The 23,906-nt window shown below is 70.9% G+C and carries 21 protein-coding genes; 11 read left to right on the top strand and 10 right to left on the bottom strand.

The window, feature by feature from the left end:
• Window positions 1-801: 801 nt before the first annotated feature.
• Both ACWIE7_RS08915 and ACWIE7_RS08910 read left to right on the top strand, forming a co-directional pair.
• Window positions 802-1,131, top strand: coding sequence for a hypothetical protein (locus ACWIE7_RS08915; protein WP_295648962.1), 330 nt, complete (start codon window positions 802-804; stop codon window positions 1,129-1,131).
• A 74-nt stretch (window positions 1,132-1,205) separates the two neighbouring features.
• The gene (locus ACWIE7_RS08910; RefSeq protein ID WP_454058017.1) at window positions 1,206-1,763 is read left to right on the top strand and encodes a GNAT family N-acetyltransferase; all 558 of its coding nucleotides are present in this window, start codon (window positions 1,206-1,208) and stop codon (window positions 1,761-1,763) included.
• Window position 1,764: 1 nt separating this feature from the next.
• Here ACWIE7_RS08910 and ACWIE7_RS08905 read toward each other — a convergent pair whose 3' ends face one another.
• Window positions 1,765-2,217, bottom strand: a complete 453-nt coding sequence (locus tag ACWIE7_RS08905; protein ID WP_452098281.1) for a MarR family winged helix-turn-helix transcriptional regulator — start codon at window positions 2,215-2,217, stop codon at window positions 1,765-1,767.
• A gap of 72 nt (window positions 2,218-2,289) precedes the next feature.
• Here ACWIE7_RS08905 and ACWIE7_RS08900 point away from each other — a divergent pair, with 72 nt between their 5' ends.
• On the top strand, window positions 2,290-3,534 hold the full coding sequence (locus ACWIE7_RS08900; RefSeq protein ID WP_452098282.1) for a cytochrome P450: 1,245 nt from the start codon (window positions 2,290-2,292) through the stop codon (window positions 3,532-3,534).
• Between the two features lie 21 nt (window positions 3,535-3,555).
• Here the strand turns inward: ACWIE7_RS08900 and ACWIE7_RS08895 are convergent, their stop codons facing one another.
• Window positions 3,556-3,891 carry a branched-chain amino acid transporter permease gene (locus tag ACWIE7_RS08895; RefSeq protein WP_452098283.1) on the bottom strand — a complete coding sequence of 112 codons (336 nt, stop codon included), beginning with the start codon at window positions 3,889-3,891 and terminating at the stop codon, window positions 3,556-3,558.
• Window positions 3,888-4,592: an AzlC family ABC transporter permease gene (locus ACWIE7_RS08890; RefSeq protein ID WP_452098284.1), complete on the bottom strand. Its 705-nt coding sequence runs from the start codon at window positions 4,590-4,592 to the stop codon at window positions 3,888-3,890. Before ACWIE7_RS08890 ends, ACWIE7_RS08895 begins: the two co-directional genes overlap by 4 nt.
• An 84-nt stretch (window positions 4,593-4,676) precedes the next feature.
• Here ACWIE7_RS08890 and ACWIE7_RS08885 point away from each other — a divergent pair, with 84 nt between their 5' ends.
• Window positions 4,677-5,096: a VOC family protein gene (locus ACWIE7_RS08885; RefSeq protein ID WP_452098285.1), complete on the top strand. Its 420-nt coding sequence runs from the start codon at window positions 4,677-4,679 to the stop codon at window positions 5,094-5,096.
• A gap of 14 nt (window positions 5,097-5,110) precedes the next feature.
• On the opposite strand, the gene ACWIE7_RS08880 is transcribed toward ACWIE7_RS08885, so the two are convergent.
• Both ACWIE7_RS08880 and ACWIE7_RS08875 read right to left on the bottom strand, forming a co-directional pair.
• Window positions 5,111-6,376 (bottom strand): MFS transporter, encoded by a 1,266-nt coding sequence (locus ACWIE7_RS08880; RefSeq protein WP_452098286.1) that lies wholly within the window; start codon window positions 6,374-6,376, stop codon window positions 5,111-5,113.
• An 8-nt stretch (window positions 6,377-6,384) separates the two neighbouring features.
• Complete coding sequence (locus ACWIE7_RS08875; RefSeq protein ID WP_230929679.1) at window positions 6,385-7,017, bottom strand: YqgE/AlgH family protein; 633 nt, start codon at window positions 7,015-7,017, stop codon at window positions 6,385-6,387.
• Window positions 7,018-7,103: 86 nt separating this feature from the next.
• On the opposite strand from ACWIE7_RS08875, the gene ACWIE7_RS08870 reads away from it, so the two are divergent.
• A complete protein-coding gene (locus ACWIE7_RS08870) occupies window positions 7,104-8,504 on the top strand; it encodes an MFS transporter (RefSeq protein ID WP_454058018.1) in 1,401 nt (466 codons plus the stop codon).
• Here ACWIE7_RS08870 and ACWIE7_RS08865 read toward each other — a convergent pair.
• The 3 genes from ACWIE7_RS08865 to ACWIE7_RS08855 all read right to left on the bottom strand — a co-directional run bounded on the left by ACWIE7_RS08865 (window position 8,460) and on the right by ACWIE7_RS08855 (window position 12,604).
• Entirely contained in the window at window positions 8,460-9,614 is a 1,155-nt protein-coding gene (locus ACWIE7_RS08865) for a hypothetical protein (RefSeq protein WP_454058019.1), read from the bottom strand. The two genes, ACWIE7_RS08870 and ACWIE7_RS08865, sit on opposite strands and share 45 nt — an antisense overlap.
• Window positions 9,615-9,758: 144 nt before the next feature.
• On the bottom strand, window positions 9,759-11,057 hold the full coding sequence (locus ACWIE7_RS08860; RefSeq protein WP_454069057.1) for a glycosyltransferase 87 family protein: 1,299 nt from the start codon (window positions 11,055-11,057) through the stop codon (window positions 9,759-9,761).
• Window positions 11,054-12,604, bottom strand: coding sequence for a CCA tRNA nucleotidyltransferase (locus ACWIE7_RS08855; protein ID WP_454058044.1), 1,551 nt, complete (start codon window positions 12,602-12,604; stop codon window positions 11,054-11,056). Before ACWIE7_RS08855 ends, ACWIE7_RS08860 begins: the two co-directional genes overlap by 4 nt.
• Window positions 12,605-12,781: 177 nt before the next feature.
• Here ACWIE7_RS08855 and ACWIE7_RS08850 point away from each other — a divergent pair, with 177 nt between their 5' ends.
• Window positions 12,782-13,846 (top strand): DUF3039 domain-containing protein, encoded by a 1,065-nt coding sequence (locus ACWIE7_RS08850; RefSeq protein WP_454069056.1) that lies wholly within the window; start codon window positions 12,782-12,784, stop codon window positions 13,844-13,846.
• Window positions 13,847-13,858: 12 nt separating this feature from the next.
• Here ACWIE7_RS08850 and ACWIE7_RS08845 read toward each other — a convergent pair whose 3' ends face one another.
• Together ACWIE7_RS08845 and ACWIE7_RS08840 are read right to left on the bottom strand one after the other, a co-directional pair.
• Window positions 13,859-14,281 carry a helix-turn-helix domain-containing protein gene (locus ACWIE7_RS08845; RefSeq protein WP_452098291.1) on the bottom strand — a complete coding sequence of 141 codons (423 nt, stop codon included), beginning with the start codon at window positions 14,279-14,281 and terminating at the stop codon, window positions 13,859-13,861.
• A 66-nt stretch (window positions 14,282-14,347) separates the two neighbouring features.
• The gene (locus ACWIE7_RS08840; RefSeq protein ID WP_452098292.1) at window positions 14,348-14,689 is read right to left on the bottom strand and encodes a putative quinol monooxygenase; all 342 of its coding nucleotides are present in this window, start codon (window positions 14,687-14,689) and stop codon (window positions 14,348-14,350) included.
• 99 nt (window positions 14,690-14,788) lie between these two features.
• On the opposite strand from ACWIE7_RS08840, the gene ACWIE7_RS08835 reads away from it, so the two are divergent.
• The 5 genes from ACWIE7_RS08835 to ACWIE7_RS08815 all read left to right on the top strand — a co-directional run bounded on the left by ACWIE7_RS08835 (window position 14,789) and on the right by ACWIE7_RS08815 (window position 23,865).
• Window positions 14,789-15,853, top strand: a complete 1,065-nt coding sequence (locus tag ACWIE7_RS08835) for an alpha/beta hydrolase (protein ID WP_452098293.1) — start codon at window positions 14,789-14,791, stop codon at window positions 15,851-15,853.
• A 125-nt stretch (window positions 15,854-15,978) separates the two neighbouring features.
• Window positions 15,979-17,358: an NUDIX hydrolase gene (locus ACWIE7_RS08830; RefSeq protein WP_454069055.1), complete on the top strand. Its 1,380-nt coding sequence runs from the start codon at window positions 15,979-15,981 to the stop codon at window positions 17,356-17,358.
• Window positions 17,355-20,051: a hypothetical protein gene (locus tag ACWIE7_RS08825; RefSeq protein WP_452098295.1), complete on the top strand. Its 2,697-nt coding sequence runs from the start codon at window positions 17,355-17,357 to the stop codon at window positions 20,049-20,051. Before ACWIE7_RS08830 ends, ACWIE7_RS08825 begins: the two co-directional genes overlap by 4 nt.
• Window positions 20,048-21,895: a murein biosynthesis integral membrane protein MurJ gene (gene murJ / locus ACWIE7_RS08820; protein WP_454058025.1), complete on the top strand. Its 1,848-nt coding sequence runs from the start codon at window positions 20,048-20,050 to the stop codon at window positions 21,893-21,895. The genes ACWIE7_RS08825 and murJ overlap by 4 nt, the downstream gene beginning before the upstream one ends.
• A gap of 89 nt (window positions 21,896-21,984) precedes the next feature.
• Window positions 21,985-23,865: a protein kinase family protein gene (locus tag ACWIE7_RS08815; protein WP_454069054.1), complete on the top strand. Its 1,881-nt coding sequence runs from the start codon at window positions 21,985-21,987 to the stop codon at window positions 23,863-23,865.
• Window positions 23,866-23,906: the final 41 nt, after the last annotated feature.

Raw genomic sequence — 23,906 nt, 5'->3', positions numbered from 1 at the left:
CTGATGTGACAGCAATTCACTTTGTCGACGCCCCTGCCTGTGCGTATCAGGAAATTATCATTCGGCGGCAATCAGCCCAGTTGAGAGCGGGTCTCGGCTATCGAATCCGTTAGCAACCCAAGCAATTGATGGGCCGCCCAAGGTTCCTTAATGTTCCCGCCGCACGGGCTGAGGCGGCCTGTGCAGGCGGGCACCGCGACGTGGCCCGACCGCAATGCACAGACCGGGAGGGGCAATCGTGGCCATAGATCGCACACGCCCATTTCTGTCGCCCATACGCGACGCCGGGTTCGCCGTCATCCTTCTCGCAGTAGTCGGTTTCGCGGGGGGCGCAAGTGTCGGCTGGTACTCCACTGACGCCAGCGGCGGAAGCCCGGACCAAGCGGATCGTTCCGCCCCAGTCCATCAGGCAGGGCTGACCCTCCCGCCGACCGCGGCATCTCCGGTCTCCACTTCACGGCCGGCTGGAGAGGTGGCGACATCAACCGCCCCGGTCAGCAGCGAGGTGCCGGCACCAAGGGAATCGACAGGTTCTTCCATCCGTGGATCAAACCCGGCCGCGGCGGCCGGGCAGCCCGGAGCCCGCGGACTTTCAGCGCCGGTTCCCCAACGTGTACCGGCTCCATACCGGCCCGCACCGGCGCCAGCTCCTGCTCCGGCTCCAGCCGTCGCGCCACTACCGGTCCCGCCACCAGCGATTGACATCCCGCTGATGCCCCTGAATCCAATATCGCCCATCCAACCCAAGCAGGTCACCATCGGCTGATGGCGACTACCTCGATACACCATCAAGGAGAAATCATGATCCCTGCCGCTTTCGTTGGCATCATCGGCACCCTCGCCGCCGCCATTACCGGCGGACTCGGCGTCCTTGGGCCCGGCGCTGCTTCTCTTGCCACCGCTGCAGGCGCTGCCAGCCCCGTGGCCGTGGTCGGAACGACCGCCGCCGCACTCGGGGGCGCGGGTGCTGTCGGTGCGCTGGGGTCCGGAGCAGCTGCTGCGGGTGCGAACCCGCATGTAGCAGGTGGCGTCAACAATGCCGGCGCAGCGATGTACAACGACGCAGTCGGCTCGGTCGCTGGTGCTGTCAACGACCTGAACATCCCCGGCATCCGTATCAACGTGAACTGACTCGGCCACTTGCACTCGAGCCCTCCCGCGCCGTAGGTCTTGGGCACGGGAGGGTTCGGTGCTTGAATAGCGCGATGACCAGCGTGACCTACCTGCAGCAGACCGCCGCCGACCAGCTCCGGCCCGCTGCCCCTGCAAATCTCACGATCAGCCGCGTCTTCCCCGCCGACCCCGCGTTCAACGCCCGGATGTACCGGGAGATCGGCGCCGACTGGAACTGGATCGACCGCCTCGCGTGGTCCGACGGGCACTGGGCGTCGTACGCCTCGGACCCGTGCATCAGCACCCTCCGGGCCGCGGTCGACGGTGAGGTCGTCGGATTCACCGAACTGCGTATGAGCCCCTGCGACCCGGCCGTCGACTCCTTCGCCACGGGCGCGAATGAGACCACGGACGACGGGGTCGACGTGGAGATCGTCTACTTCGGCATACTCCCCGAGTTCGCCGGCCATGGCCTGGGCGGATGGTTCCTGTCCGAGGTCTGCCGCATCGCCTGGAACGTGCCGGGCTGCCGCCGTGTCTGGCTACACACGTGTGATGACGACTCCCCTGCCGCGATCCCCAATTACGAGGCGCGCGGCTTCATGGAGTTCGCCCGCGAGAGCTCCGGTTGCGCCGCCTGTAGCGTCTGACTTACTGCTCGGGCAGCCGGACCAGGGAACGGCCACTCATCCGGGAGATGAGGCGTTCCGACATGGCTCCGAACGTCTGCAGCTCGTCGTCGTCGAGCCCCTCGAACAGCCACTCCGCCAGGGCGACGCGCGCCGACACCACCTCATCCACGATCCGACGCGACTCGGCGGTGAGATCGATCAGGCGAACCCGCCGGTCCTCCGGCGACATGGTGCGCTCCACGTGCCCACTCGCCTCCAGGCCATCCACGAGCGCGGTCACCTGGCGCGGGGAACAGTCCAGGTAGGCGGCCAATTCGACCTGCTTGCACTGGCCCTGCAGGCCCAGGACGAACAGCAGCTCCAGGCGAGGCACGGTGAGCCCGTAATTCGCCGCCGCGCGCTCGATCGAGCCGGACATCTCCTCCGACAGCATCAGAGCGCGGTCGAGAATCTCACTCGCAGATAGTGCCACGTGTATATAGTTACCACTATTCACGGTTTCAGTCCCGTCGGACCCGGCGGGCTACGAGGCGCAGGAGACACCATGGACGTGACCATCCCCGCGGGGTTCGACTTCACCGATCCCGAGCTCTTCGAGAAGCGACTCCCGCACGACGAGTGGCGCCAGCTGCGCCAATCCGAGCCGATCCGCCGCGTCGACAAGCGCCGCGGCATCGACGGGTTCGACGACGACCACTACTGGCTGGCCACCAAGCACGCGGACGTCAAGGAGATCTCCCGCGTCACGGGAGAGACCTTCTCCGCCGGCGAGAACACCATGATCCCGCGCTTCGCCGAGGGCACCGACCGCTCGATCATCGAGGCCCAGCGCGAAATGCTGGTCAACGAGGACGGCGAGATCCACAAGAAGCACCGCCGGATCATCTCGCGCGGATTCACCCCGCGCGGAGTGGCCGGCATGCGCGACGAACTCTCCGAACGCGCGCGCAAGATCGTCACCGAGGCCGCCGAGAACAACGCGGACGACTTCGTGACGGCCGTCGCCTCCGAGCTGCCGCTCCAGGCGATCGCCGATCTGCTGGGCGTGCCGCAGGAGGACCGGCACAAGATCTTCGAGTGGTCCAACACCATGACCAGCTACGACGCGCCCGGCGGCATGGACCTCGCCGCCGTGGCGTCCATGCAGCTCATCGAGTACTTCCACACGATGGCCGTGGACCGCGCCGAGAACCCGCAGGACGACATCGTCTCCAAGCTCGTCCAGGCCGACATCGACGGTGAACACCTCTCGCCCGAGGAGTTCGGCTGGTTCGTCACCCTGCTGGCCGTGGCCGGCAACGAGACCACCCGCAACGCCACCACCCACGGCATGGTCGCGATGCTCGAGAACCCTGACCAGTGGGAGTTGTTCAAGGCCGAGCGCCCGGAGACGGCCTACGACGAGATCCTGCGGTGGGCCTCGCCGATCACGCAGTTCCAGCGCACCGCCATGGAAGACGTGGAGATCGGGGGAGTCGCCATCCCCAAGGGAGACCGCGTGCTGCTCTGCTACGGCTCCGCGAACTTCGACGAGGAGGTGTTCGAGGACCCGTTCACCTTCAACATCCTGCGCGACCCGAACCCGCACGTGACCTTCGGTGGCCAGGGCCCGCACTACTGCATCGGCGCCAACCTGGCGAAGATGCAGCTGGAGCTGATCTTCAACGCGATCGCCGACCACCTGCCGGACCTCTCCTCGCTCGGCGACCCCAAGCGGCTGCGCTCGGGGTGGCTCAACGGGCTCACCGAGTGGAAGGTCGATCTGGGGACCTGTCCCGTCGCGAGCTGAGGCGGGAAGCTGGCACTCAGCTCAGCCCAGCCAGGCCTGCAGAAGCATGAATGCGGCGGTGCCCACCACGATGCTGATAGCCGCGCGTCGGAATGCCAGGTGCACGCCGAGGGTGAGTGCCAGCGCGGCCGAAGCCGGCACCCACGATCCGAACTCGGTCGTGGTGTCGCGCAGTGTGTAGACCACCAGCACCACCATCACGCCTGCGGGCATGGTGCGACCCAGGTAGCGGACCACCTGCGAGTCCCGAAGCCGGGTCAGGGCCACGAACGGAGCCGCACGCAGAGCGACCGTCACCAGGAACATCACGGCGAGTCCGGCCAGCAGGTAGCCGGTCGGCGGCACCGTGGCGCTCACGCCGCCTCCTGCCCGGATCGTGTTGCCCACGCGAACCGAACCAAGAGCAGCACCACGTAGGCCACGAGCCCCACCAGCAGCATCTGGTCGGGAGCCAGCCACGCCGCTGCCAGACCGCAGAGCAGCGCGATCACCGGCGCGGGCAGATCGCCGGAAGCGCGCCACGCGTCCACGGCGAGGACCGCGAACAGTGCGGTCAACGCGAACTGCAGCCCGTCCAGCCCGGGCGGCAGCGCGGCACCGATCAACCCACCGACGATTCCCGGCAGCACCCACAGCGACTGACACGTGACCGCGATGGTCATCGTGCGCGCGCCGGTCATCTCGCTGTGCCGCTTGGTCGCGGTGATCGCGTACACCTCGTCGGTCAATGCGTACACGGCGTACAGGCGGGCCAGGCGGGATCGGATCGACTCGATGGGAAAGCCGAGCCCGTAGAAGACGTGCCGGAAGTTCACCAGGAACGTCGCGGCCGCCAACGAGTACAGAGGGGAGACCGCGGTGAGCAGACCGATCGCCAGGAACTCCATCGACCCGGCATAGATCACGATCGAGAAGATCGGCGCCCACCACCAGTCGAACCCGGCCTGGGTGATCAGCACCCCGAACGCCAGGCCCAGCGGGATTAACCCGAGGCCCACCGGCGCGGCGTCGACGAGTCCCTTGCGGATCTCTGCGCTGGTGGAGGGGGCGGTCGACACGCCCGGCAGTCTATCCAGCGGCGACTCGCGATCACCCCCGTCAAGGGTCTTCCGTCGGCGGCCGTACCGGCGCACACTTGGTCAATGAGCGCACACGAAGTCGGCTCTCCACCCGTCCCGTCAGTCTGGCACTGTCTGCGGTGCTCGGACTCGCGCCGGGTGATCGACTGGCTGGTCGAGGCGCTGGGATTCGTCGAAACCGCCTGCCACACCGACGACGGGAGGATTGTCCACGCCGAGCTGCTCTGGCCCGAGGGCGGTGGGGTCATGCTCGGCGATTCCGGCCGCGGCTCCGCTGATCCGCACGCCGCGCCCCCGGGGTCGGGTCTGGCGTACGTGGTGACCGCGGACGCCGACGCCGTCTACGCGCGGGCGAACACCGCCGGCGCCGAGATCGTCATGGCCATGCACGACACGGACTACGGCGACCACACCTTCTCCGCCCGCGATCCGGAGGGCAACGTGTGGTCGGTGGGGCAGTACCGGGGCGAACCCGCTCCCTGACCACCGGGCGCCGGTCAGTCCCTGCGCTGGTCCGCACGCGGCACGAGCGGGATCGCCACCGCCGCGATCACGGCCGCGCCGGCGAACACCGGCCAGTAACCGAACGCCTCGATCACGGCAGCGATCAGGGGAGTCGCCAGCGACATCGTCACGAACTGCGAGGTGTTCTGCACCCCGAGCGCGCGCCCGGCCCACCGCGGCCCGGCGTACTCGGCCACGGCGGTGAAGGCCAGGCCGTTGTCCGAGACGGACAGGACGGTGGCCACCACGCCGAGCGTCACGGCCACCGCACCGGGCGCGCCGAGCGCCTCGGCCACGGCGAGCGCCGCAAGGCCGGCGGTCACCGAGATAGCCACGCCACGAATGGGTCTCATCCGTGATCCGACCCTGTCCGACACAGCTCCGGCCACGATCCGGGCGGCGGCCCCGAGGATCTGGCTCACGGTCACCACGACACCCGCGGACACCGCTGACCACCCGTGCCCGAGCACGAGCCACGCCAGCAGGAACGACTGCAGCATCCCCTGTGGCAACACCAGCAGCACCGAGACGCCGTGTACGCGCTGCAGGTAGTCCGCGCCGCGATAGGGCGAGCGGTCGGCCGTCGCGGTCGCACCACTCGCCGGGGCGCCCGATGCGCGGCCAGGCGACACCCCGGCGGGGTCGAGGTCGGTGGGCAGGCGAGGCGAGGTCGGGGCGGCAGGCGGGTCGGTGACGACGACGAAGGCCGCCACCGCCGAGACGACCGCCATCGCCAGGGGCATCGCGAAGGCCGCCGCCAGGCCGTACGACTGCGCCAGCAGCGGCATGGTCATCGCGGCGATGGCGGCCCCTACCGGCTGCGACATCTGCCGGATGCCCATGGCGAGCCCACGACGGTGCGGTGGGAACCACCCCACCACCAGACGTCCGCTCGCGGAGTTCCCGGAGGCGGTCGCCGCTCCGGCGAGCAGGAGGAAGACCGCCATCGCTCCGAACGAATGGGTGAACAGGAGAGCGGTGAGTGCCGCGGCGGCGGCGACCGAGCCGGAGACCAGCACCACTTTCTCACCGGCGCGGTCGACGAGCCAGCCCCACGCGATCAGCGCCAACGCCATGCCCACGGACGGCATCGCCACAAGCACGCCGGCCCGGGACAACGACATTCCCATGTCGGTGTTGAGGTGGGGGAGCAGGAAGCCGACGCCCACCACGAACGCCGACCCGGACGCGGCGACGAACGTCGCGACCGCCAGGATCAGCCAGGTCCGAGCCGTCACCGGCGCCGCTTCGGTGCTCACGGTCGCGTTCAGTTCACGTCTCCGTCGTCCACGTATGTCGCGTACAGCGGCAGCGGCATGTCCTGACGCCGGAGTACCGCGCCCCACACGTCGACCCGCGCGGGGGCCAGCAGGTCGCTGGGGAGACTGGGCGCCACGTACCAGTCACCGCGGTCGAGCTCGTCCTGCAGCTGTCCCGGTGCCCAGCCGGTGTAGCCGACGAACACGCGCATCCCGTCGATCCGATCGCGCAGCAGGTCGGGGTCGCTGTCCAGGTCCACCACGTGCACCCGACCCTCGATCTGTTGCAGCCCGGGGTTACGCGAGAGGTCGACGCCCGCGGAGAGCACGACCAGCGCGATCCCGGTGTCGGGTTTGACGGGCCCGCCGACGTGGAAGACCGGCGGCGCCGCGCACAGGTCGGCCCACCCGGGCAGGATCGTCTCGACATCGGTCTCGCTGGCCCGGGTGATCACCACGCCGAGCGAGCCGGAATGGTCGTGCTCGATCACGTAGATGATGGCCCGCCGGAAGTTGGGGTCGGGCATGTCGGGCGCGGCGATGAGCAGTGATCCGGCCATCGGGTCGCGTTTGTCCAGCGCGTCGTAGAGGCGGTCGCCGAAGAGGCCACCGCCGCCCAGATCGTCCGGTCCCGTGTCCATGCCCCCATGATGCCCCTGCGACCGCGCTCCCACACCCGCGTCCCCTCGAACGGGTCTCACCGCGGGTTCCTGGATACCGTGAGTGGGTGACCTCCCTGTCCGCCGATCCGGCCGAGCCCTCGGAATCGGTCGAGCCTCCGCGCGGCCGCCTGTCCGCAGCCCTTCGTGAATCCGACGGCCTGGGCCGGTTGTCCACCGCGCGGCTGGCCGCCCTGCTCAGCGAGGGAATCCACCAGGCCGCTCTCGGCGGGGTCGTGCTGTTCAGCCCGGAGGCCGCGACCACGCCGGCCGCGATCGCCGGCGGGTTCGCGGTGATGCTGCTGCCGTACTCGATCGTCGGCCCGTTCGCGGCCGCCGCCCTGGATCGATGGGACCGACGGGTGGTCGTGGCCGTCGCGGCCCTGGTCAGGACCCTGGCGATCGTCGCGACCATCGTCCTCATCGCCGCCGGAGCGGTGCGGACCGGCACGGGTCTCGCAGCACTGTTCGGACTCTCGCTGGTCGCGATCGGCCTCGGCCGCCTCATCAACACGGGGATGACCGCGGCCATGCCCAAGGTGGTGCCCGATCGCATTCTCGCCGCCACCAATTCGGTTCTGGTCACCGCGGGGTCGGTGATCACGGCGGTCGGTGCCGTCGCCGCGTTCGCCGTGCTCGCCGTACTGGGCGCCGGCGACGCCGCCGTGTCGTGGACACTGGCGCCGTCGGTGATCACGGCGCTGGTGGGGGTGTGGGCGATCCTGGCGCTGCCACGCCGCCACCTGGGACCCGACGACGACGAGATCGGCCGACACGACGATGCCCGCACGGCCCGCGATGCTGTCCGGGCATTCGGCGGCGGACTTGCCGAGGGCGTCCGGGCGGCGCGGTCCTCGCCGCTCGTGTGGGTGTCGTTGACCGGGGTGACACTCGGCCGGGCCGCGTTCGGTATCACCACGATGCTGGCGATCCTGCTCCTGCGTGACGTGGAATCCGCCAGCGCGGGTGGTGGCCCGGTCATCGCCGGAATGGGCGGCTTCGGACTGATGTCCGCCACGGTGGCGGCCGGAATGGGCGTGGCCGCGGCCGTGGCCCCGTGGGCCATGGCCCGCGCCCGCCGGATCCTCGTCGTGGCCGCAGGGGCCGTTCTGGCCGCCATCGCCCAGGCCGTGGTGGGCCCGACACTGAACCCCACCGCACTCGTGCTCGGCGCGATCGCGATCGGACTGGGGACGCAGGTGGTCAAGCTCGTCGCCGACAACGCGATGCAGACCGACGTGCCCGATACCCGGCGCGGCGGGATCTTCGCGTTGCAGGATGCGTTGTTCAACTCGGCGTTCGTCGTGGGAATGGTCGCGGTGCTGCCAGTGGTGCCGGCGGACGGGCGTTCGGTGTCGTTGATGCTGGTCCCGGCGGTGCTGTACGGGGTCTCCGCGACGATCGCGGTAGTGGTTGCCACGCGCTCAGAGGCCGAGCGATCCGGCGGCCAGCGAGCCACCGCCCACTGAACCGCCCCCGACAGAGCCGCCACCCACCGAGCCCACGCCCACGGATCCGCCGCCGACAGACCCTCCACCGACCGAGCCACCGGCAACAGAGCCGCCACCGACCGAGCCCGCACCCACTGAGCCGGCCGCAGCCGAGCCCGCAGCGGCGGAGCCGGCGGCAGCCGAACCGGCCGCGGCGGAACCCGCGACCGCACCGTGGTCGATGCCGCCGAGTGCGCCCGCGTCGAGGGAGCCCACCTCTACATGCGGGAGTTCGACGTGGGGGAGCTCGATGTTCGGCAGCTCCAGGGCGGGCGGATCGAAGGGCAGGGCCGCGTCGAGGAGGCCGTCGCCGTCGATGTCCGTCACCGACATCCAGCCGTCATCACTGTCCACGGTGATCGAGCCGTCGTCCTCGATGACCGGCTCAGCGGGCTCGGAGACCGTGCCTCCCTGGACCGGCGGCGGGGTGTGGGCCGCAGGGGGCGGGCCCGGCTCGGGCTCGACCACCGGGGGAGCGAACCAGCGGGACGAGTCGCCGATCGCCGCCGATCCGCTCTCCAATCCGCCGATCGCATCCGCGAGGAGTGATCCCCAGTCCGGCAGGTGCCCGAGCGACTCGGATCCCGTGGCCAGCGCGCCCTCGAAGCCGCCCCCTCCGGCATCGGCGAGTGCGGACCCGGCCGCCATCGAACCTGCTGCCAGCGAGCCGGCCCCCACCGAGCCCAGACCGACGGACCCGCCGCCCACGGACCCCACGCCGACCGAGCCACCACCTACCGAACCACCACCCACCGAGCCACCGCCGACAGAGCCGGCGCCCAGCGAACCCGCACCGGCAGAGCCGGCCCCGACCGAGCCCGCGGCGAGCGCACCGGCCCCGCCCGCGTAGGCGTTCCACACGCCCCGGCCGCCGTCATCGGCGTAGACCGCCTGGACCTCGGCGCCGACGTCCGTCACCACCCGATCGGCGATACCGTCGAGATCCGAATCCCACAGGGCATCGTCCGAGTGACCGTCGCCGTCGAAGTCCAACCACAGGGCGTCCGCGGCACCGGTGCCGAGGGTGAAGTCGGGCTCGCTCTGCCACTGCGTCGGCTCAGCGACGCCATCTCCGAAGAAGTAATCCATGTCCCGAATCGTGTCGCGGCCGCAAGCTCCGGACCAGCCCCGATTCTGGATCTGTGGAATGCGGAGCGGTTATCCACAGATGCGCGGCACCCCTTGACAGACGACCGGGCGGGGTCGGGACCGAGAGGATCGGTGCCCGGTGGGTCAGCGCGCGACGGCGTGGTCGAGCAGCGCCGACCTGGCGGGATCCCCGCCCAGGTCCGGCCGGCCGAGCCGGAACGCCCGGACGCCCATGACGACGAGCAGGATCAGCCCCCAGATCAGATACGAGTTGCCGATCAGATGCGCGATCGGACCCCAGCCGAGCTCGGCGTCGGCGTGGTTGGGGAACCACCACTGCGGGGTGGTCAGGAAGATCAGAAGCCCACTGATGCCCAACGCCAGCCAGATCCGCTCACCGTTGCGATCGCCGCCGTCCCCGGCACTACCGCGGGCCGCACGATCCGCCCACACCAGGGTGAGCACCACCGCCGGCACGGCCCACACCCAGTGGTGGCCCCACGACACCGGCGAGCAGAAGAGCGCCACGGTGCCCACCGCGATCGCCGCCGCGACCTCCTGGCCGGCCCGCAGCAACCGCCACGCGACCCACGCGATACCGAGCCCGATCACGCACGAGACTCCGAACCACACCACGGACGCAGCGGTGTCCTCGAGACCGATCCGGTGCACGAATCCGTTGACCGACTGGTTTGACGTGAACGCCAACCCGCCGATCCGGCCCGGATCGCGGATCGCGAACGTCCAGTAGCGGACCGAGTCGTCGGGGGCCAACAGGTGCCCGATGCCGGTGAACGCCAGCGCGGACACGATCGCGGTGGCCAGCCCCCGCCAGTCTCGCCGTAGGAAGAAATAGAGCAGGAAGACCGCCGGCGTGAGCTTGATGGCCATCGCCAACCCGACCAGCGTGCCTGACCACCAGCGCCCGCGGCCGCGGATCACGTCGACCAGCACCAGTGCCATCAGAAAGACGTTGACCTGCCCGAACCCGATGGTCTCGCGCACCGGTCCGAACCACATCGCGACCGCCATCACGGCGAGCGTGATCCACCACAGCTGGGCGACCGGCCGGTCGCAGGTGCGGGTGAGGACCAGTTGCACGACGAACGCCAGCACGATCAGCGTCGCGAGCGTGATGAGCACCGATGCCACGGGCAGCGGCACCAGCGTGAGCAGGGAGAAGATCTGCGCGGACAGCGGGGGATAGGTGAAGGGCAGGTGCGCGCCCTCGGCCAGCTGCGGCAGTTCGCCGTACAGGTCACCACCATCGCGGAAGACCTGCCCGCCGACGCGGTAGACGTCCAGGTCGATGCGGTAGGGCGGGAGTTTCTGCAGGCCCGGGATGCCGATGGTGTGCACGAAAGTGCCCAGGAGGGCGACGACGACGACGATCGCCCGCGCCACCGTCGACGAGAGGTAGCGGTCGACCGCGTTGCCGATCATTCCGAGTCACCCTTCTGACGGTCGGCGGCATCCGCCCCGCCCGCGTCTGCTCCGCCGTTCTGTTCCGCCCACCAGCGCAGGAGTTCGGCCTCGGCCTCGTCCCGGTCGAGCGGTCCGCGGTCCAGCCGCAGTTCCTTGAGGAACCCCCAGGCGCGGCCGACGTCCGGTCCCGGTCCCAGATCGAGGAGTTCCATGATCTCGTTGCCGTCGAGGTCCGGGCGCACCCTGGCCAGATCCTCCTTCTCCTCGATCTCCGAGATCCGGTTCTCCAGAGAGTCGTAGGTGGCCTGCAGCTTGGCCGCGCGCCGCTTGTTGCGCGTCGTGCAGTCGGCGCGCACGAGCCGGTGCAGGCGGGGAAGCAGATCGCCGGCATCCGAGACGTAGCGCCGCACCGCCGAGTCCGTCCACTGGCCGTCGCCGTAACCGTGGAACCGCAGGTGCAGAAACACCAGGCCGGAGACGTCCTCGACCATCTGCCGCGAGTACTTGAGCGTGCGCATCCGCTTGCGGACCATCTTGGCGCCCACCACCTCGTGGTGATGGAACGTCACGCCGCCGCCCGGCTTGGCCGCGCGGGTGGCCGGCTTTCCTATGTCATGCAGCAGGGCGGCCCAGCGCAACACCAGGTCCGGGCCCTCCGGCTCGAGGTCGATCGCCTGCTTGAGCACGGTCAGCGAATGCCAGTACACGTCCTTGTGCTGCATGTGCTCGTCGCGCTCGAGTTTCATACCAGGGACCTCGGGCAGCACATGGTCGGCCAGCCCGGTCTCGCACAGCATGTTGATCCCGTCGACCGGGTAGTCGCCGAGGATCATCTTGTCGAGCTCGACCCGCACCCGCTCGACGGTGATCCTGTCGATCTCCGCCGTCATCTCGGTCATGGCCCGGAAGACGCGCGGCGCGAGGGTGAAGCCCAGCTGGGAGACGAATCGACAGGCCCGCAGCATGCGCAGCGGGTCGTCGGCGAACGACTGCTCCGGGGTGGCCGGGGTGTCGAGCACACCCACCAGGAGGGCGTCCATCCCGCCCAGCGGGTCGACGAACTCGTGTCGCCCGTCGGGGAACAGCCGCACCGCCATGGCGTTGACCGTGAAGTCGCGCCGGACCAGGTCGCCCTCGAGCGTGTCACCGAACACGACCTCGGGATTGCGGCTCACGCCGTCATAGGTATCGGCACGGTAGGTGGTGATCTCGATCTGCTGCTCGATCCCGGACTCGTCCCGCTTCACCGCCGACAGGGTCCCGAACTCTATGCCGGTGTCCCAGACCGCGTCGGCGTACTCGTCGAGGATCGTGCGGACCACATCCGGACGGGCATCGGTGGTGAAGTCCAGGTCCGTGCCCAGCCGACCCAGCACCGCGTCCCGGACGCTGCCGCCGACCAGGTACAGGTCGTGCCCGGCCTCACCGAACGCCTTCGCGAGTGGCGACACCACGTCGGTCAGGTCATTGATCGTGCTCTGGGCACCGGCCAGGAGCCGCAGGCGGCGGGCCTCGAGCTCCTCCGCATTGGTGGGATCAGCCGCAGCACCCGGCCCGTCCTGCAAGCCCGAGAACACCGCGGCGTCATGTCGGTCGGAGAGGGCGCGGCGGTCGGGGGAAGGATCTCGGGCTGTCACAGCGCAGACTTTACCGAGTCACCCCGCCAGCTCCCGTTCCGTGCCTGAAGCAGCGGTAGTCGCATGGGTGCACTAGCCGCCATGGACAGTGGGTACCGTTTCTTTATGACCGAAGTTCGACCGACGCTCGAGGTGCTGAAAGAGCTGGAGAAGAGAGAGCTCCTTCCGCCGACCACGGCCAAGGCGCTGCGGCACGCCCGGAAGGTCGAGGACCCCGCAGCCAAGATGCGACTGTTGGCCGAGCTCGAATTGTCGTCCCTCGACATCCCGCTTCTGCGTGATGCACGGTCGCGGTTCTCCACCGGACGCCCCGACCGCCAAGACGAGATGACCGCCAAGGCCGGGCAGACGATCTACGAGGTCCGCGACCACAGCTCCGCGGGGTGGCGAGGTGCGGTGGTAGCTCCTGACGACGACTGCGCCTGGCTCGTCTACTTCGATGCCCATGACCGCTATCACAGCGCGGGGCCCACCACGATCAACACTAAGTCCAAGAACAATAAACTCGGGCCCAGCGCACTCGACCGCCGGATCCGCGGCCTCGAGCGCGATATCCGCCAGTCATCCCAGGCGCGCGCCGACCTGCTCGGCGCTCTCGTCGATTCACCGATCGCCTCGTCCCACACTACCGCCCGTGTGGTTGTCGAGACGCCGACCCGATTTGCCAGCGCACCCCTGTCTGTCCAGGTGACCGAGGCTCTGGACCCGGAGTGGGATCCCGTCGACGCCCATGAACAGGTGGGCGATCTCGTAGTGCGGATCGGGTTCGGATCGAGCGGGAGCGCCATCCGCGACGAGCTCATCCGGACCTGTGTGCCCTTTCTCCAGCCGGACAGTTCAATGCGGGAGTCAATCATCCGCGACGAGTTGATAGTCCAAATCCTCGTGACCCGGGCCAGCCTCATGCAGCTCCTTGCGACCGAGCGGCCACTACTCCCGGTCGAAGACCGCAAGCCACCCCCGCCGACGACACTGCATTACACGGCTAAGTGGAGCCTGACGGAAGCCTTTGTCACAGGACGGGCCGTCCGGGCGGTGTGCGGTCAGTGGTGGGTGCCTGTCGGTGACGAGTCCACCCACGCGGCCCTTCCGCTGTGCCCCGAGTGCGAGCAGGAAACCCCGTTCGCACAAACGGCACGGGATCTCATTCTCCGCCTCGGCAAGGACTAGAGATAGTCCAGATCAAAGCGCGTCCAGCTCCTCCTGCTCGGTCCCCGACAGCGGCAGGTCCTGCGCAACTCCGCCTCCACTGATCGCATTGGCGACGAGCTCCGCACCGGCCTCACGTGCAGCCATGAACTCTCGGAGATCCGTCATCTTGATCCGCCGGTGCGTTCCGACGCGGTAGAACCGCAGGTCCCCGCGATCCATGAACGACAACAGGTGCGGACGACTCATCTTGAGAAGCTCTGCCGCCTGATTGGGACTGAGTTCCGCATCGTCGGCCACCAAGCCGATGTCCGCCCCGCGCGCAGTCGCCGCGAGAACGTTCTGCAAGAACACCGACAGCGGAGAGTCCTGGTCGGCCGCGATGAACTTCTCCGCACGCCGACGATCGTCATCAGAGATCGAGGTGGCGGAAATGGTGGCAGCTGTCAGTGACATGAGGAACTCTCCAACGGTATTAAGTGTAATAACTGTAACTTCCGGGGGAAGGCCTGGCAAGTGTCCTCAGTCGGCGCCGCTCCCCGGCCCGGGCTCCTTGGACCACAGCGGCTCGACCGGCTCGACCTCCGGCGGCCCGCTCAACAGATGCCGGGACTCCTCGAGGTACCGAAGGTAGGCCGGGTTCCCGAGGAACTGCTGGGCCGCCGCGGCGTCCCGGTAGTGCTGGAAGATCAGCAGCTCGTCAGGATCCGAGTACGAGGCACACAGCACGTAGGCCACATGACCGTCGTTCTCGGTCACCGCCTCCGGCATGTTCCTGCGCCACGCCTCGATCAATTCGTTCCGCTTGCCCGAAATGGCGCGGTGGCGAAGGACCAGGGCGTGCGCCGGGGGAGCGGAACTCATACTTCGGACTCTAGCCGTACTGACCACGGACGTTGTGTCGCCGTTCGCCATGACGAGACGGGGTACGACCCCCAGGGGTCTGCAACTAGAGTGACGGGTGTGTCTCGTCGTCGTACTTCTCTCCTCCCGGTTCCCACCACCGTCGCGGTCACCGTGGCGGCGTCCCTCGCCCTGACCGGCGCAGGTCTGCCCGCCGCCGGCGCGCAGTCCGCCCGCGGCGTCGACACTTCGACGGCGCTCGGCTTCACCACCTCACCGCGCCCCACCGCGGCGCCGCCGGCCGACACCTCCCGGCCGCAGCTCCTGCGCGTCCAGCCGATCGAGGGCCGCAAGGTTCTCGCCGACGTGTGGTCGCCGTCCATGAACAAGGCCGTGCCCACCTTCCTGGTACTCCCGCCGAACCCCGGGCCGGCGCCGCTCCTGCTCCTACTCAACGGCGTCGGCGGCGGCGAGGATCACGTCGGCTGGGCCTATCACACGGATTACCAGGACTTCTTCGCCGACAAGCAGGTCCTCGTGGCCAGCCCCGAGGGCGGGCGCTTCAGCCTCTACACCGACTGGCAGCGGCCCGACCCGGTGCTCGGCGTGAACCGGTGGCACACCTTCCTCGACGACGAGCTGCCCGCCGCCCTCGCCAGCGGATACGCCCTGAACGGCACCCGCGGGGTGATCGGCGTGTCCATGTCGGGCGGGCCCGCGCTGACGCTCGCCGCGACCAGCCGGCACCACTACGCGGCGGCGGCCTCGCTCTCCGGGTTCCCGGAGGTCTCCACCCCGTTCGGCCGCGCCGCCATGACCGCGATGGTCGGCCGCGGCGGCGGCAACGTCCTCAACGCGTGGGGCCCGCCCGGCGACCCGGCGTGGGTGATCAACGACCCGTCCCACGACGTCGAACGACTCCGCGGCACCGCGCTGTACCTGGCGTCCGCGCCCGGTAACCCCGGCCCCAACGACCAGCCGGAGATCGGCTCGGCGACCTTCTCCATCGGCGCCGGGACCGAGCTCGCCTCCGACCTGGGGACCCGCCACATGGCCGAGGCGCTGCGGACGGGCGGCGTGCCGTTCACCTACGACCGATACGACAACGGCGCCCACACGTTCGCCCTGTTCAATCGGGAGCTGCGGGATTCGTGGCGGGTGGTCGGGCCGGCGCTGGGCGCCTGAGATCCCGGCCCGGGCCGCGGCCGAACCGGCGAGCGTATCGGGCATCCGCGCGCGCGGATGATGCGTTCGTGTGACCCACCGGCCGGGATTGCCGAACCTCAGACCGTGGCCGGTAGCATCGATGGGTGTCCGAAGCCGATCATCCCTCCGAACCGCGTGCCAACGCGTCGCGGCGGCGCCGTGCCCGTCGGCCCGCAGGTCCGGGAACGGGCGGCGGTAATTCCGCAGTTCAGCGCACCGATCGCGGCTCCGGTTCGGGCGGCGGGGGCCAGCGTCCGCACCAGGGCGAGAAGAAGAACCCGTCCGCACAGAACTCCTCCGGCGGTTCCGCGCAGCAGTCCGGCAAGGGTGACCAGCCGGGCAAGGGCGGCCAGTCCGGCCAGTCCGGCAAGGGCGCCTCGTCCGGCGCGGGCGCGGACGGACAGCCACGACAGGGGCGGCGGCGTCGGCGCGGCGGTCGGGGCCGTCGCGGTGGCCGCGGCCAGAACCGCCCGCTCGACACCCAGAAGCAGCAGGGTGGCGACAGTACCCACACGGTGAAATCCGGCGACGGCACCGCGGGCGCGACCTCCCGCCAGAGCGGCCGGCACCCCCGCAACTCCAACCGGCCCAAGGCTGGCTCGGGCTCGGGCTCAGCCCAAGCCGCCTCCGCCAGCACCACCCGGTCGGGTCCGCCCGCGCGCTCCGGCGCCAAGGCCGGCGCCAAGCCCGGTGGTAAGAACACCGGCAAGAATCCCCGCGGCGGGCGTGGGGGAGGGCGGCACCCGCGCAGCGGCCAGCGCCTGCGCACGGTCCTGGAGACCTCGGCCGGCGGCCTCGTCGTGCGCGGCCTCGCGCGGGCCGGGGGCGTCGAGCCCGATCCGGATCTGTCGCTGCTGGAGGTCGCGCTCATCGGTCGGCTCGACCGGCGCGGCCGCATGCTGTGGTCGATGCCCAAGGGGCATATCGAGCCGGACGAGACCGTGGCGGAGACTGCCCGGCGCGAGGTGCTCGAGGAGACGGGCGTTGACGGAACGGTCCTGGCTCCGCTCGGCACGATCGACTACTGGTTCGTGGCCGAGGGCCGCCGCATCCACAAGACGGTCCACCACCACCTCATCCGGTTCGACCACGGCGAGCTGTGCGACGAGGACCCGGAGATCACCGAGGTCGCGTGGGTGCCGTTCGAGGATCTGCCGCGGCGGCTGGCCTACCCGGACGAGCGTCGCCTGGTGGAGACCGCGCGGACGCTGCTGCCGGACCTCGCCCGCGCCGAACTCGCCGGGCGGAACCCCGGGGCCGGGGCCGCGCAGGTGGTCGATCCGTCGCGTCGCGCCGACGGACCCGAGCCGGTGCGGCACTCCGGACGCGGCCACGGCAGTCCCGCCGGCGCCCAGAACAACCGCAACAACGCCCGGCACGACGGCGGTGGCGGTGGCGGCGGCGGGCGCCGCGGTAAGCCGCACCCCCGGGTGCCCCGACCGTCCGCCTCCCGCGACGACGCGCCGGAGGAGTCGACGCCGTGACCCGCAGTCCGGGAGCGCGCGTCGTCCGGGCGCTCGTCCCGGTGACGCTCAGCGCCGCCCTGGCCGCGGCGCCCCTGTGGGGCGTGTCGCCGATCCCCTCCGCGCAGGCGATCACCCCGGAACAGGCGACGGCCGCGGGCTACATCCCCAACCCGGCCCCCGCGTTCGCGCGCATCGCGATCGACGAGATCACCCCGCGCGTGCTGGCCGGCAACACCTCCGGCGGCGGCATGGCGGCCGGCACGGAATCCGGCGTGCCGGTGGTGACGGTGTCCGGCACGGTGACCAATGTCGGTGACACTCCTCTCGAGGCCGTGGACGTGCGGCTCCAGCGTGGCCCCCGCGCCACCGACGCGTCGGCGGCGCGCGATGCGCTCGTGTGGTCCGAGCCGTCGTTCGGGGTGCGTGGCGAGTTCGAGCGGGTGTCGGAGTCGCTGGCCCCGGGGGAGTCGGTGCCGTTCTCCCTGTCCATGCCGGCCAGTGCCGTCCCGGGCGGAACAGACCCCGATCTGCAGCTCACGGAGCCGGGCGTCTATCCGCTTCTCGTCAATCTCAACGGCACACCGCAGGGCGCCGCCCCGGCGCGCCTCGACGACGCCCGCACCCTCCTCCCGGTGCTCGAGGCCCCACGTCCCTCGGGGCTGTCAGGGGTCGACGACGACGACGAGATCGCCCCCGCCCCACCCGCGGTGACTCCCGGACCGGCCCCCGCGTCGGTCCCGCTGACCCTCCTCTGGCCGCTGGCCTCGGCACCGACCCGGATCGCCGCGGTGCCGGGGGCGGACGGGCCGGACCCGGTGGTGATGCTCACCAACGGTTCGCTACTCGACGAGCTGTCCGACACGGGCCGGCTCACGGGTCTGGTCCGGGCGGCCGACGAGGCGTTCTCCGGGCCGGGCGGCCAGGAGCTCCGGCGCGCGACCTGCCTGGCGGTGGACCCGGACCTGGTGGGCACCGTGTCGCAGATCGCGGACGGGCGGACGGTACTGATCGACGACGGCAACGGACCCGTCGTGCCCGAGGAGGAGCGGTCCCGCTCCGGCAGGGAGGGCGAGCGCCGCCCCTCGACCCCGGCTGATCCCGGAACCGTCGCCGCCGACGCCGGGCGCTGGCTCGACGAGCTGCGGGCGCTCGCGGACGGCGGCTGCGTGGTGGCGCTGCCCACCGCGCAGGCCGATCTCGAGACCGTGGCGCAGGTCGGCTCGCCCGAGCTGACCCGGGCCGCTCTCGACCGCGGGGAGGTGATCGAACGGATCATCGGGGTAGAGCCCCTGTCGAACGTCGTGGTCCCGGCCTCGGGAACCCTCACGCCGGGGGCGGCCACCGCGCTGACGGGCCAGGGGTCCACCGCGATCGTGGCAGCGGCTTCGACCCGCACCGACACCGGGCTGATGCCGCCGCCGGGGATGGTCAGCCTGGCCGGGACGCCCGGGCAGCGGGCGTTGACGTACTCGGACACCGTCGGTTCGGCGCTGGCCGCGACCGGCGAGGTGCCGGAGAACCCCCGCTACTCGGATCCCACCACGCGGTACTGGCTGACCGCCGACTCCGCGCAGGCCCGCCTGCAGGACGCTCGCGCCAGCCTGTTGGCGCCGCTTGTGGACGTGGCCGATGCCACCCCGAGCGACGCCGGGTCCGCGGGGGACTCCGCCGCGAGCCCCGCCGGGACACTGGCCGACGCCGCCGGGGCCGCCCCGGCAGCCGGTGAGGATGCGTCGGACACCTCCGAGCCGACGACGTTCGTCCCCGGTACCCCCGCCGCCGAGGCGGTCGAGCAGGGGGTGCTGGCGGTGCCGCCGCAGGTGTGGTCGATCGACCGCGATTCCGCCGGCTCACTGCTGGAGACGCTCGGCGAGCAACTCAGCGCGGGCCGCATGCGCGCGACGCCACTGTCCGACCGGCTGAGCGGCCCCGTCACCGTGCCGGACGGCTCGCTGGCCCCGGACCCGACCGGCGCCACGGACCCCGGCGAGGTGGACCCGTTCGCCCAGGACCCGGGCGGATCGACCGCGCAGCGGCTGACCGCGGCGCTCGACGGGATCGGCACGCTGCGCTCGCTGGTCGACACCTCGGATCCCACCTCGTCGGGTGCCGCCGACCACCTCGACCCCCTCCTGGGCGACGCCCTGCGCGCGATCTCGGCGACGGGTCGGCGGGCCGGGGGAGACGGTGTGACCGTCGAATCCGGGACCGGCTCCGCCGCGCGGCTGCGTATCGTGAACCGGCTCGACCGGCTGCGCGACACCATCGACGCCTCGCTCGCCCGCGTGGACCTGCTGCCGCCGGGCAGCGTGTTCACCATGGCCAGCCCCAACAGCCCGCTGCTGCTGGTGATCCGCAACGGACTGCCGTTCCCGGTGCGAGTCGATGTCGACGTCGCCGCGCCGGAGGACCTGCACGTGGACCCCGTGGGCACGGTCCAGCTGCCGGCCGCCGGGTCGCGGACCCTCCAGGCGCCCACCCAGTCCGATGCCGGCGGTGGCGCCCGCCGCGCCGTGTCCTTCGCCCTCACCACCCCCGACGGCCGGCCGCTGTCGCAGCCGGTGGAGCTGTCCGTGCAGACCGGCGGCTACCCGGTGGCCCAGGGGTTCGCCCTCGCCGCGGCGACGCTCGCCCTCGTCCTCGGAGGCCGTCGGTACCTGCGCTACCGTCGGGGGATCCTCGATCCCGCGGATGAAGGGCACCGACCGTGAACGACGAGCAGGGTCCCCCCGAGCCCGGACTGCGCAGACCCGACCCCGGCCTCCGGGGCCGGCGGCGCGAGGCGGGCAGCAGTGTGGTGCCTTCGCGCCCCCTGGCCCCGCCGCCCGTCGCCGACTCGTTCTCCCCGGACGCCTTCTCGGCGCAACGAATGGCCCCGGCCCGCGAGGCCGCGGATCCCTCCGAGCCCCCCGGCGGCGGGATCGGCCGTCGGACACGCGACTCCTCCGACGCCTCCCTGATGCGGTCCACCGGCTCGATGGCCGTGGCCAACCTCGCCAGCCGCGTCACCGGCTTCGTGCGGATGATCCTCATCCTGACGGTGCTCGGCCCGGCCATCGCCTCGGCGTTCAACACCGCCAACACGCTTCCGAACATGATCACCGAGCTCGTCCTGGGCTCCGTGCTCACCGCCATGTTCATGCCGCTGCTGGCCAGATCCGCCCAGGAGGACCCGGACGGGGGAGTGTCGTTCATCAGACGACTACTCACCGTCACGTCGGTGTTGGCGCTGGTGGTGACGGTGATCGCGGTGGCGTGCGCGCCGCTGCTCACCGAACTGAACCTCGGCGACGGCGAGGTCAACACCTCCCTCGCCACCGCGTTCGCCTTCCTGCTGCTGCCGCAGATCTTCTTCTACGGCGTGTTCTCCGTGATGCTCGCGGTCCTCAACTACAACGGCGTGTTCAAGCCCGGGGCGTGGGCGCCGGTGTGGAACAACCTCGTGGCCATCGCCACGCTCGCCCTGTTCGCCGTGGTCGGCACCGGCATCGACGCGAACGCACCGGTGAACCTGCTCAGTGGGCCCATCCTGCTACTCGGTCTGGGCACCACCCTCGGTGTGGTCATCCAGGCCCTGGTGCTCGTCCCCGCCCTGCGCCGCGCGGGTGTCGACCTGCGTCCCCAGTGGGGCCTGGACCCCCGCATGAAGCAGTTCGGCGGGCACGCCCTGGCCGGCGTGACGTACGTGCTCGTCTCGCAGGTCGGTCTGGTCATGACCAACCGCATCGGGGCGGCCGCGGACGAGGCCGCCATCGCGATCTATCAGACCTACTGGCTCCTGCTGCAGGTGCCGTACGGGATCATCGGCGTCACCCTGCTCACCGCGATCAACCCGCGGCTCGCGGACAACGGCGTGGCCGGCCGCGACGACGCGGTGGTCCGGGACATCTCCCTCGGCACCCGCCTGTCCATGTTCGGTCTGCTGCCGATCATCGCGTTCATGACCGCGTTCGGTCCCGTCGTCGCCACCGGTTTGTTCCGCTACGGCAACTTCGACTCCCAGAGTGCCGACATCCTCGGCCTCACCCTGGCCTTCGGCGCGTTCACCCTCATCCCGTACGCGGTGGTCCTGCTGCAGCAACGCGTGTTCTACGCCCGCGAGGACTACTGGACGCCCACGATCATGATCCTGGCGATCACCGTCGTACGCGTGGTGCTGTCGTTGATCGTGCCGATGGTGGCCGACGAGCGCTCGCACGTCGTGGTCGGTCTGGCCCTGGCCAACGGCATCGGCTGGGTCGTGGGCGCGGCGGCGGGCTACATCCTGCTGCGCCGCGGCCTGGGCCCGCTGCGGGGCCGCGAGACCCTGCGCTCGGCGGCCTGGACGCTGGGCGCCTCGATCGCCGGTGCCCTGGTGGCGCTCCTGGTCGACCGGATACTGCCGATGGACGCCCTCACCGACGCGATGGGCAGCATCGGCTTCGTGATCCGCGCGGGGGTGGCCGGCGTGGTGACTCTGGTCGTGACCGGACTGATCCTGTCCCGCTCCCGACTTCCCGAGCTCGACACCGTCGCCCCCATCGTGCGCGGACTGGTGGGACGTCTGCGGCGATAGTCGATTAGGGGGCCGGGCGGTACGTACACTCGGGACGTCATAAGCGGTAGCGGCGGGCGGGCGGCCACGCCAGGCGAGGAGGGCTCCGGGTGGGCGAGAACACAGAGGGTCCGGCGCGCGGCACGCGCGGCGACGTCCCCACCCCGCCGCGACTGACGGTCGGGGGGCTCGTCGCGGGCGGCCGCTACGAGCTGCTGGAGCGCCACGGCGGGGTGGCCGGTCAGTCGTTCTGGAAGGCGCGGGACAAGCGCCTGGGCCGGACGGTCGCCCTGACGTTCGTCGATCCGCTGCCGGGGGAGACCCCGCCGGGCTCGGCGACCGGTGTGCTGGACCGGACAGTCGCGCTGACCGCCGTCTACTCCGATGGTCTCTCGCGGGTGCTCGACGTGATCCGCGGCCGCGCCGGGGGCATCGTGGTGACCGAGTGGATCCCCGGCACGAGCCTGGCCGCCGCCGTCGCGAACCCTGACCCCGGCTCCGCCGTCGGCGCGGTGTGGGGGCTGTCCGATGCCGCGACGCACACCGAGGAGGCGAACCTGGCCCTGGGCCTGGACTCCCCGGACCGGGTGCGCCTCACCGAGGACGGGCGCGCCGTCTTGGCCTTCCCCGGCGTGACCGCCGACGTCGACGCACGCAGCGACGTACGCGGATTGGGCGCCGTGCTGTACGCACTGCTCACCGGGGCGTGGCCCGCGGAACTTCCGGAGGGCACCGACGGGCACGAGCACGTCGACGGTCGGCCGGAGGCCGCCCCACGGGACGACGACGACGAGCTCGTCGACCCGACAGTCGTCAACCCGGATGTGCCGCCCGAGTCGGCGGTGCTGGCCATGCGCTCGCTCGACGGGTCGGCGGTGAGCTCGGCGGCCACCGTGCGGTCGATGGTCACCGACCGCACCGGCGGGCCGGTTCGGGCCCACCGCTCCGCGGCCGCCGGGGCCGCAGGTGTCGCCGGAGTCGCGAGTGTCGCGGGTGTCACTGGTGTCGCGGCCGGTGCGCGCGCCGCGGGCCTCGGGGGCCACGCCGGGGCGACGACGCCGGCCGCCACATCCGCATCCGCGTCCGGAGGGTCCGCGGGCGCGTACCCCGGGTCCTCGGCGGGTGCCGGGGGAGTGGGCGGGGACGCGGCGGCGGCCTCGTCGTCGTCGTCCTACCCCCCGGGGGCCGGATCCTCCTCGCCGCAGGATCCGGACCTGGGTTTCCCCGCGGACACCTCTGAGCGGTCCTGGTCCGACACGGCCGACGAGCCGGATCCGGATGTGCTGCGACGCCGCTGGCAGATCATGGCCGGTGCCGGCGCGGTGGCCGTGGTGGCCATCGTGCTGCTGTCGGTCTGGATGCTCGGCGCCCTCGGCAACGACCGGAACAACACGCCGCTCTCGCAGCAACTCGACGCGATCGAACGCGCCGCTCAGGCCAGCCGTTCCTCCGAGGCCGCGGCGCCGCCCGCCGAGGACGAGGGGACCGGTGGCTCCGGGGCCGACAGCGCCGAGAAGCAGGACGAGGCATCCCTGAGTCCCCTCCCGGTCACGACCGTCACCTCGTGGCAGCCGGCGTCATCCAACGGCACCGCGGAGAACTCGTCGAGCGCCCCGAACGTGATCGACGGCAACCCCTCGACCTCGTGGTCGACCGACACCTACCGCAACCAGTTCGGCAACTCGGCGTCGTCGTACAAGGCGGGCATCGGCCTGATGTTCACGCTCGACAGCGCCGAGAAGGTGCGGGAGCTCGAGATCTCCGCCGACGAGGACATCCGCTTCGAGATCCGGGCCGCCGAGAGCGCCTCGCCCACCTCCCTCGACGACACCACGCGCCTGGGCTCCGGCCGGGTCGAGGACGGGAAGGCGACCGTGACCATCGAGGACGCCGACGAGACCGAATACCTGCTCCTGTGGATCACCCGACTCGGGACCGTGGGACCGCAGGCGTACCAGGCCGCCGTCACCGAGGTCGACGTGCTGGGCTGACCGGCGGCGGGAACGTGACCTCCCCATACGCCGCGGGGGCG

The organism is Dietzia sp. NPDC055343, from assembly GCF_053645265.1.
The sequence above is the reverse complement of the archived record's forward strand: the minus strand, read 5'-3'. Positions and strand labels throughout refer to the sequence as shown.

Bases quoted from the DNA above. Each gene is read 5' to 3' on its own strand.
- ACWIE7_RS08915 (WP_295648962.1), top strand. From the start codon at position 802: ATGATCCCTGCCGCTTTCGTTGGCATCATCGGCACCCTCGCCGCCGCC.
- ACWIE7_RS08910 (WP_454058017.1), top strand. From the start codon at position 1,206: ATGACCAGCGTGACCTACCTGCAGCAGACCGCCGCCGACCAGCTCCGG.
- ACWIE7_RS08900 (WP_452098282.1), top strand. From the start codon at position 2,290: ATGGACGTGACCATCCCCGCGGGGTTCGACTTCACCGATCCCGAGCTC.
- ACWIE7_RS08885 (WP_452098285.1), top strand. From the start codon at position 4,677: ATGAGCGCACACGAAGTCGGCTCTCCACCCGTCCCGTCAGTCTGGCAC.
- ACWIE7_RS08875 (WP_230929679.1), bottom strand. From the start codon at position 7,017: ATGGACACGGGACCGGACGATCTGGGCGGCGGTGGCCTCTTCGGCGAC.
- ACWIE7_RS08865 (WP_454058019.1), bottom strand. From the start codon at position 9,614: ATGGATTACTTCTTCGGAGATGGCGTCGCTGAGCCGACGCAGTGGCAG.
- ACWIE7_RS08860 (WP_454069057.1), bottom strand. From the start codon at position 11,057: ATGATCGGCAACGCGGTCGACCGCTACCTCTCGTCGACGGTGGCGCGG.
- ACWIE7_RS08850 (WP_454069056.1), top strand. From the start codon at position 12,782: ATGACCGAAGTTCGACCGACGCTCGAGGTGCTGAAAGAGCTGGAGAAG.
- ACWIE7_RS08845 (WP_452098291.1), bottom strand. From the start codon at position 14,281: ATGTCACTGACAGCTGCCACCATTTCCGCCACCTCGATCTCTGATGAC.
- ACWIE7_RS08840 (WP_452098292.1), bottom strand. From the start codon at position 14,689: ATGAGTTCCGCTCCCCCGGCGCACGCCCTGGTCCTTCGCCACCGCGCC.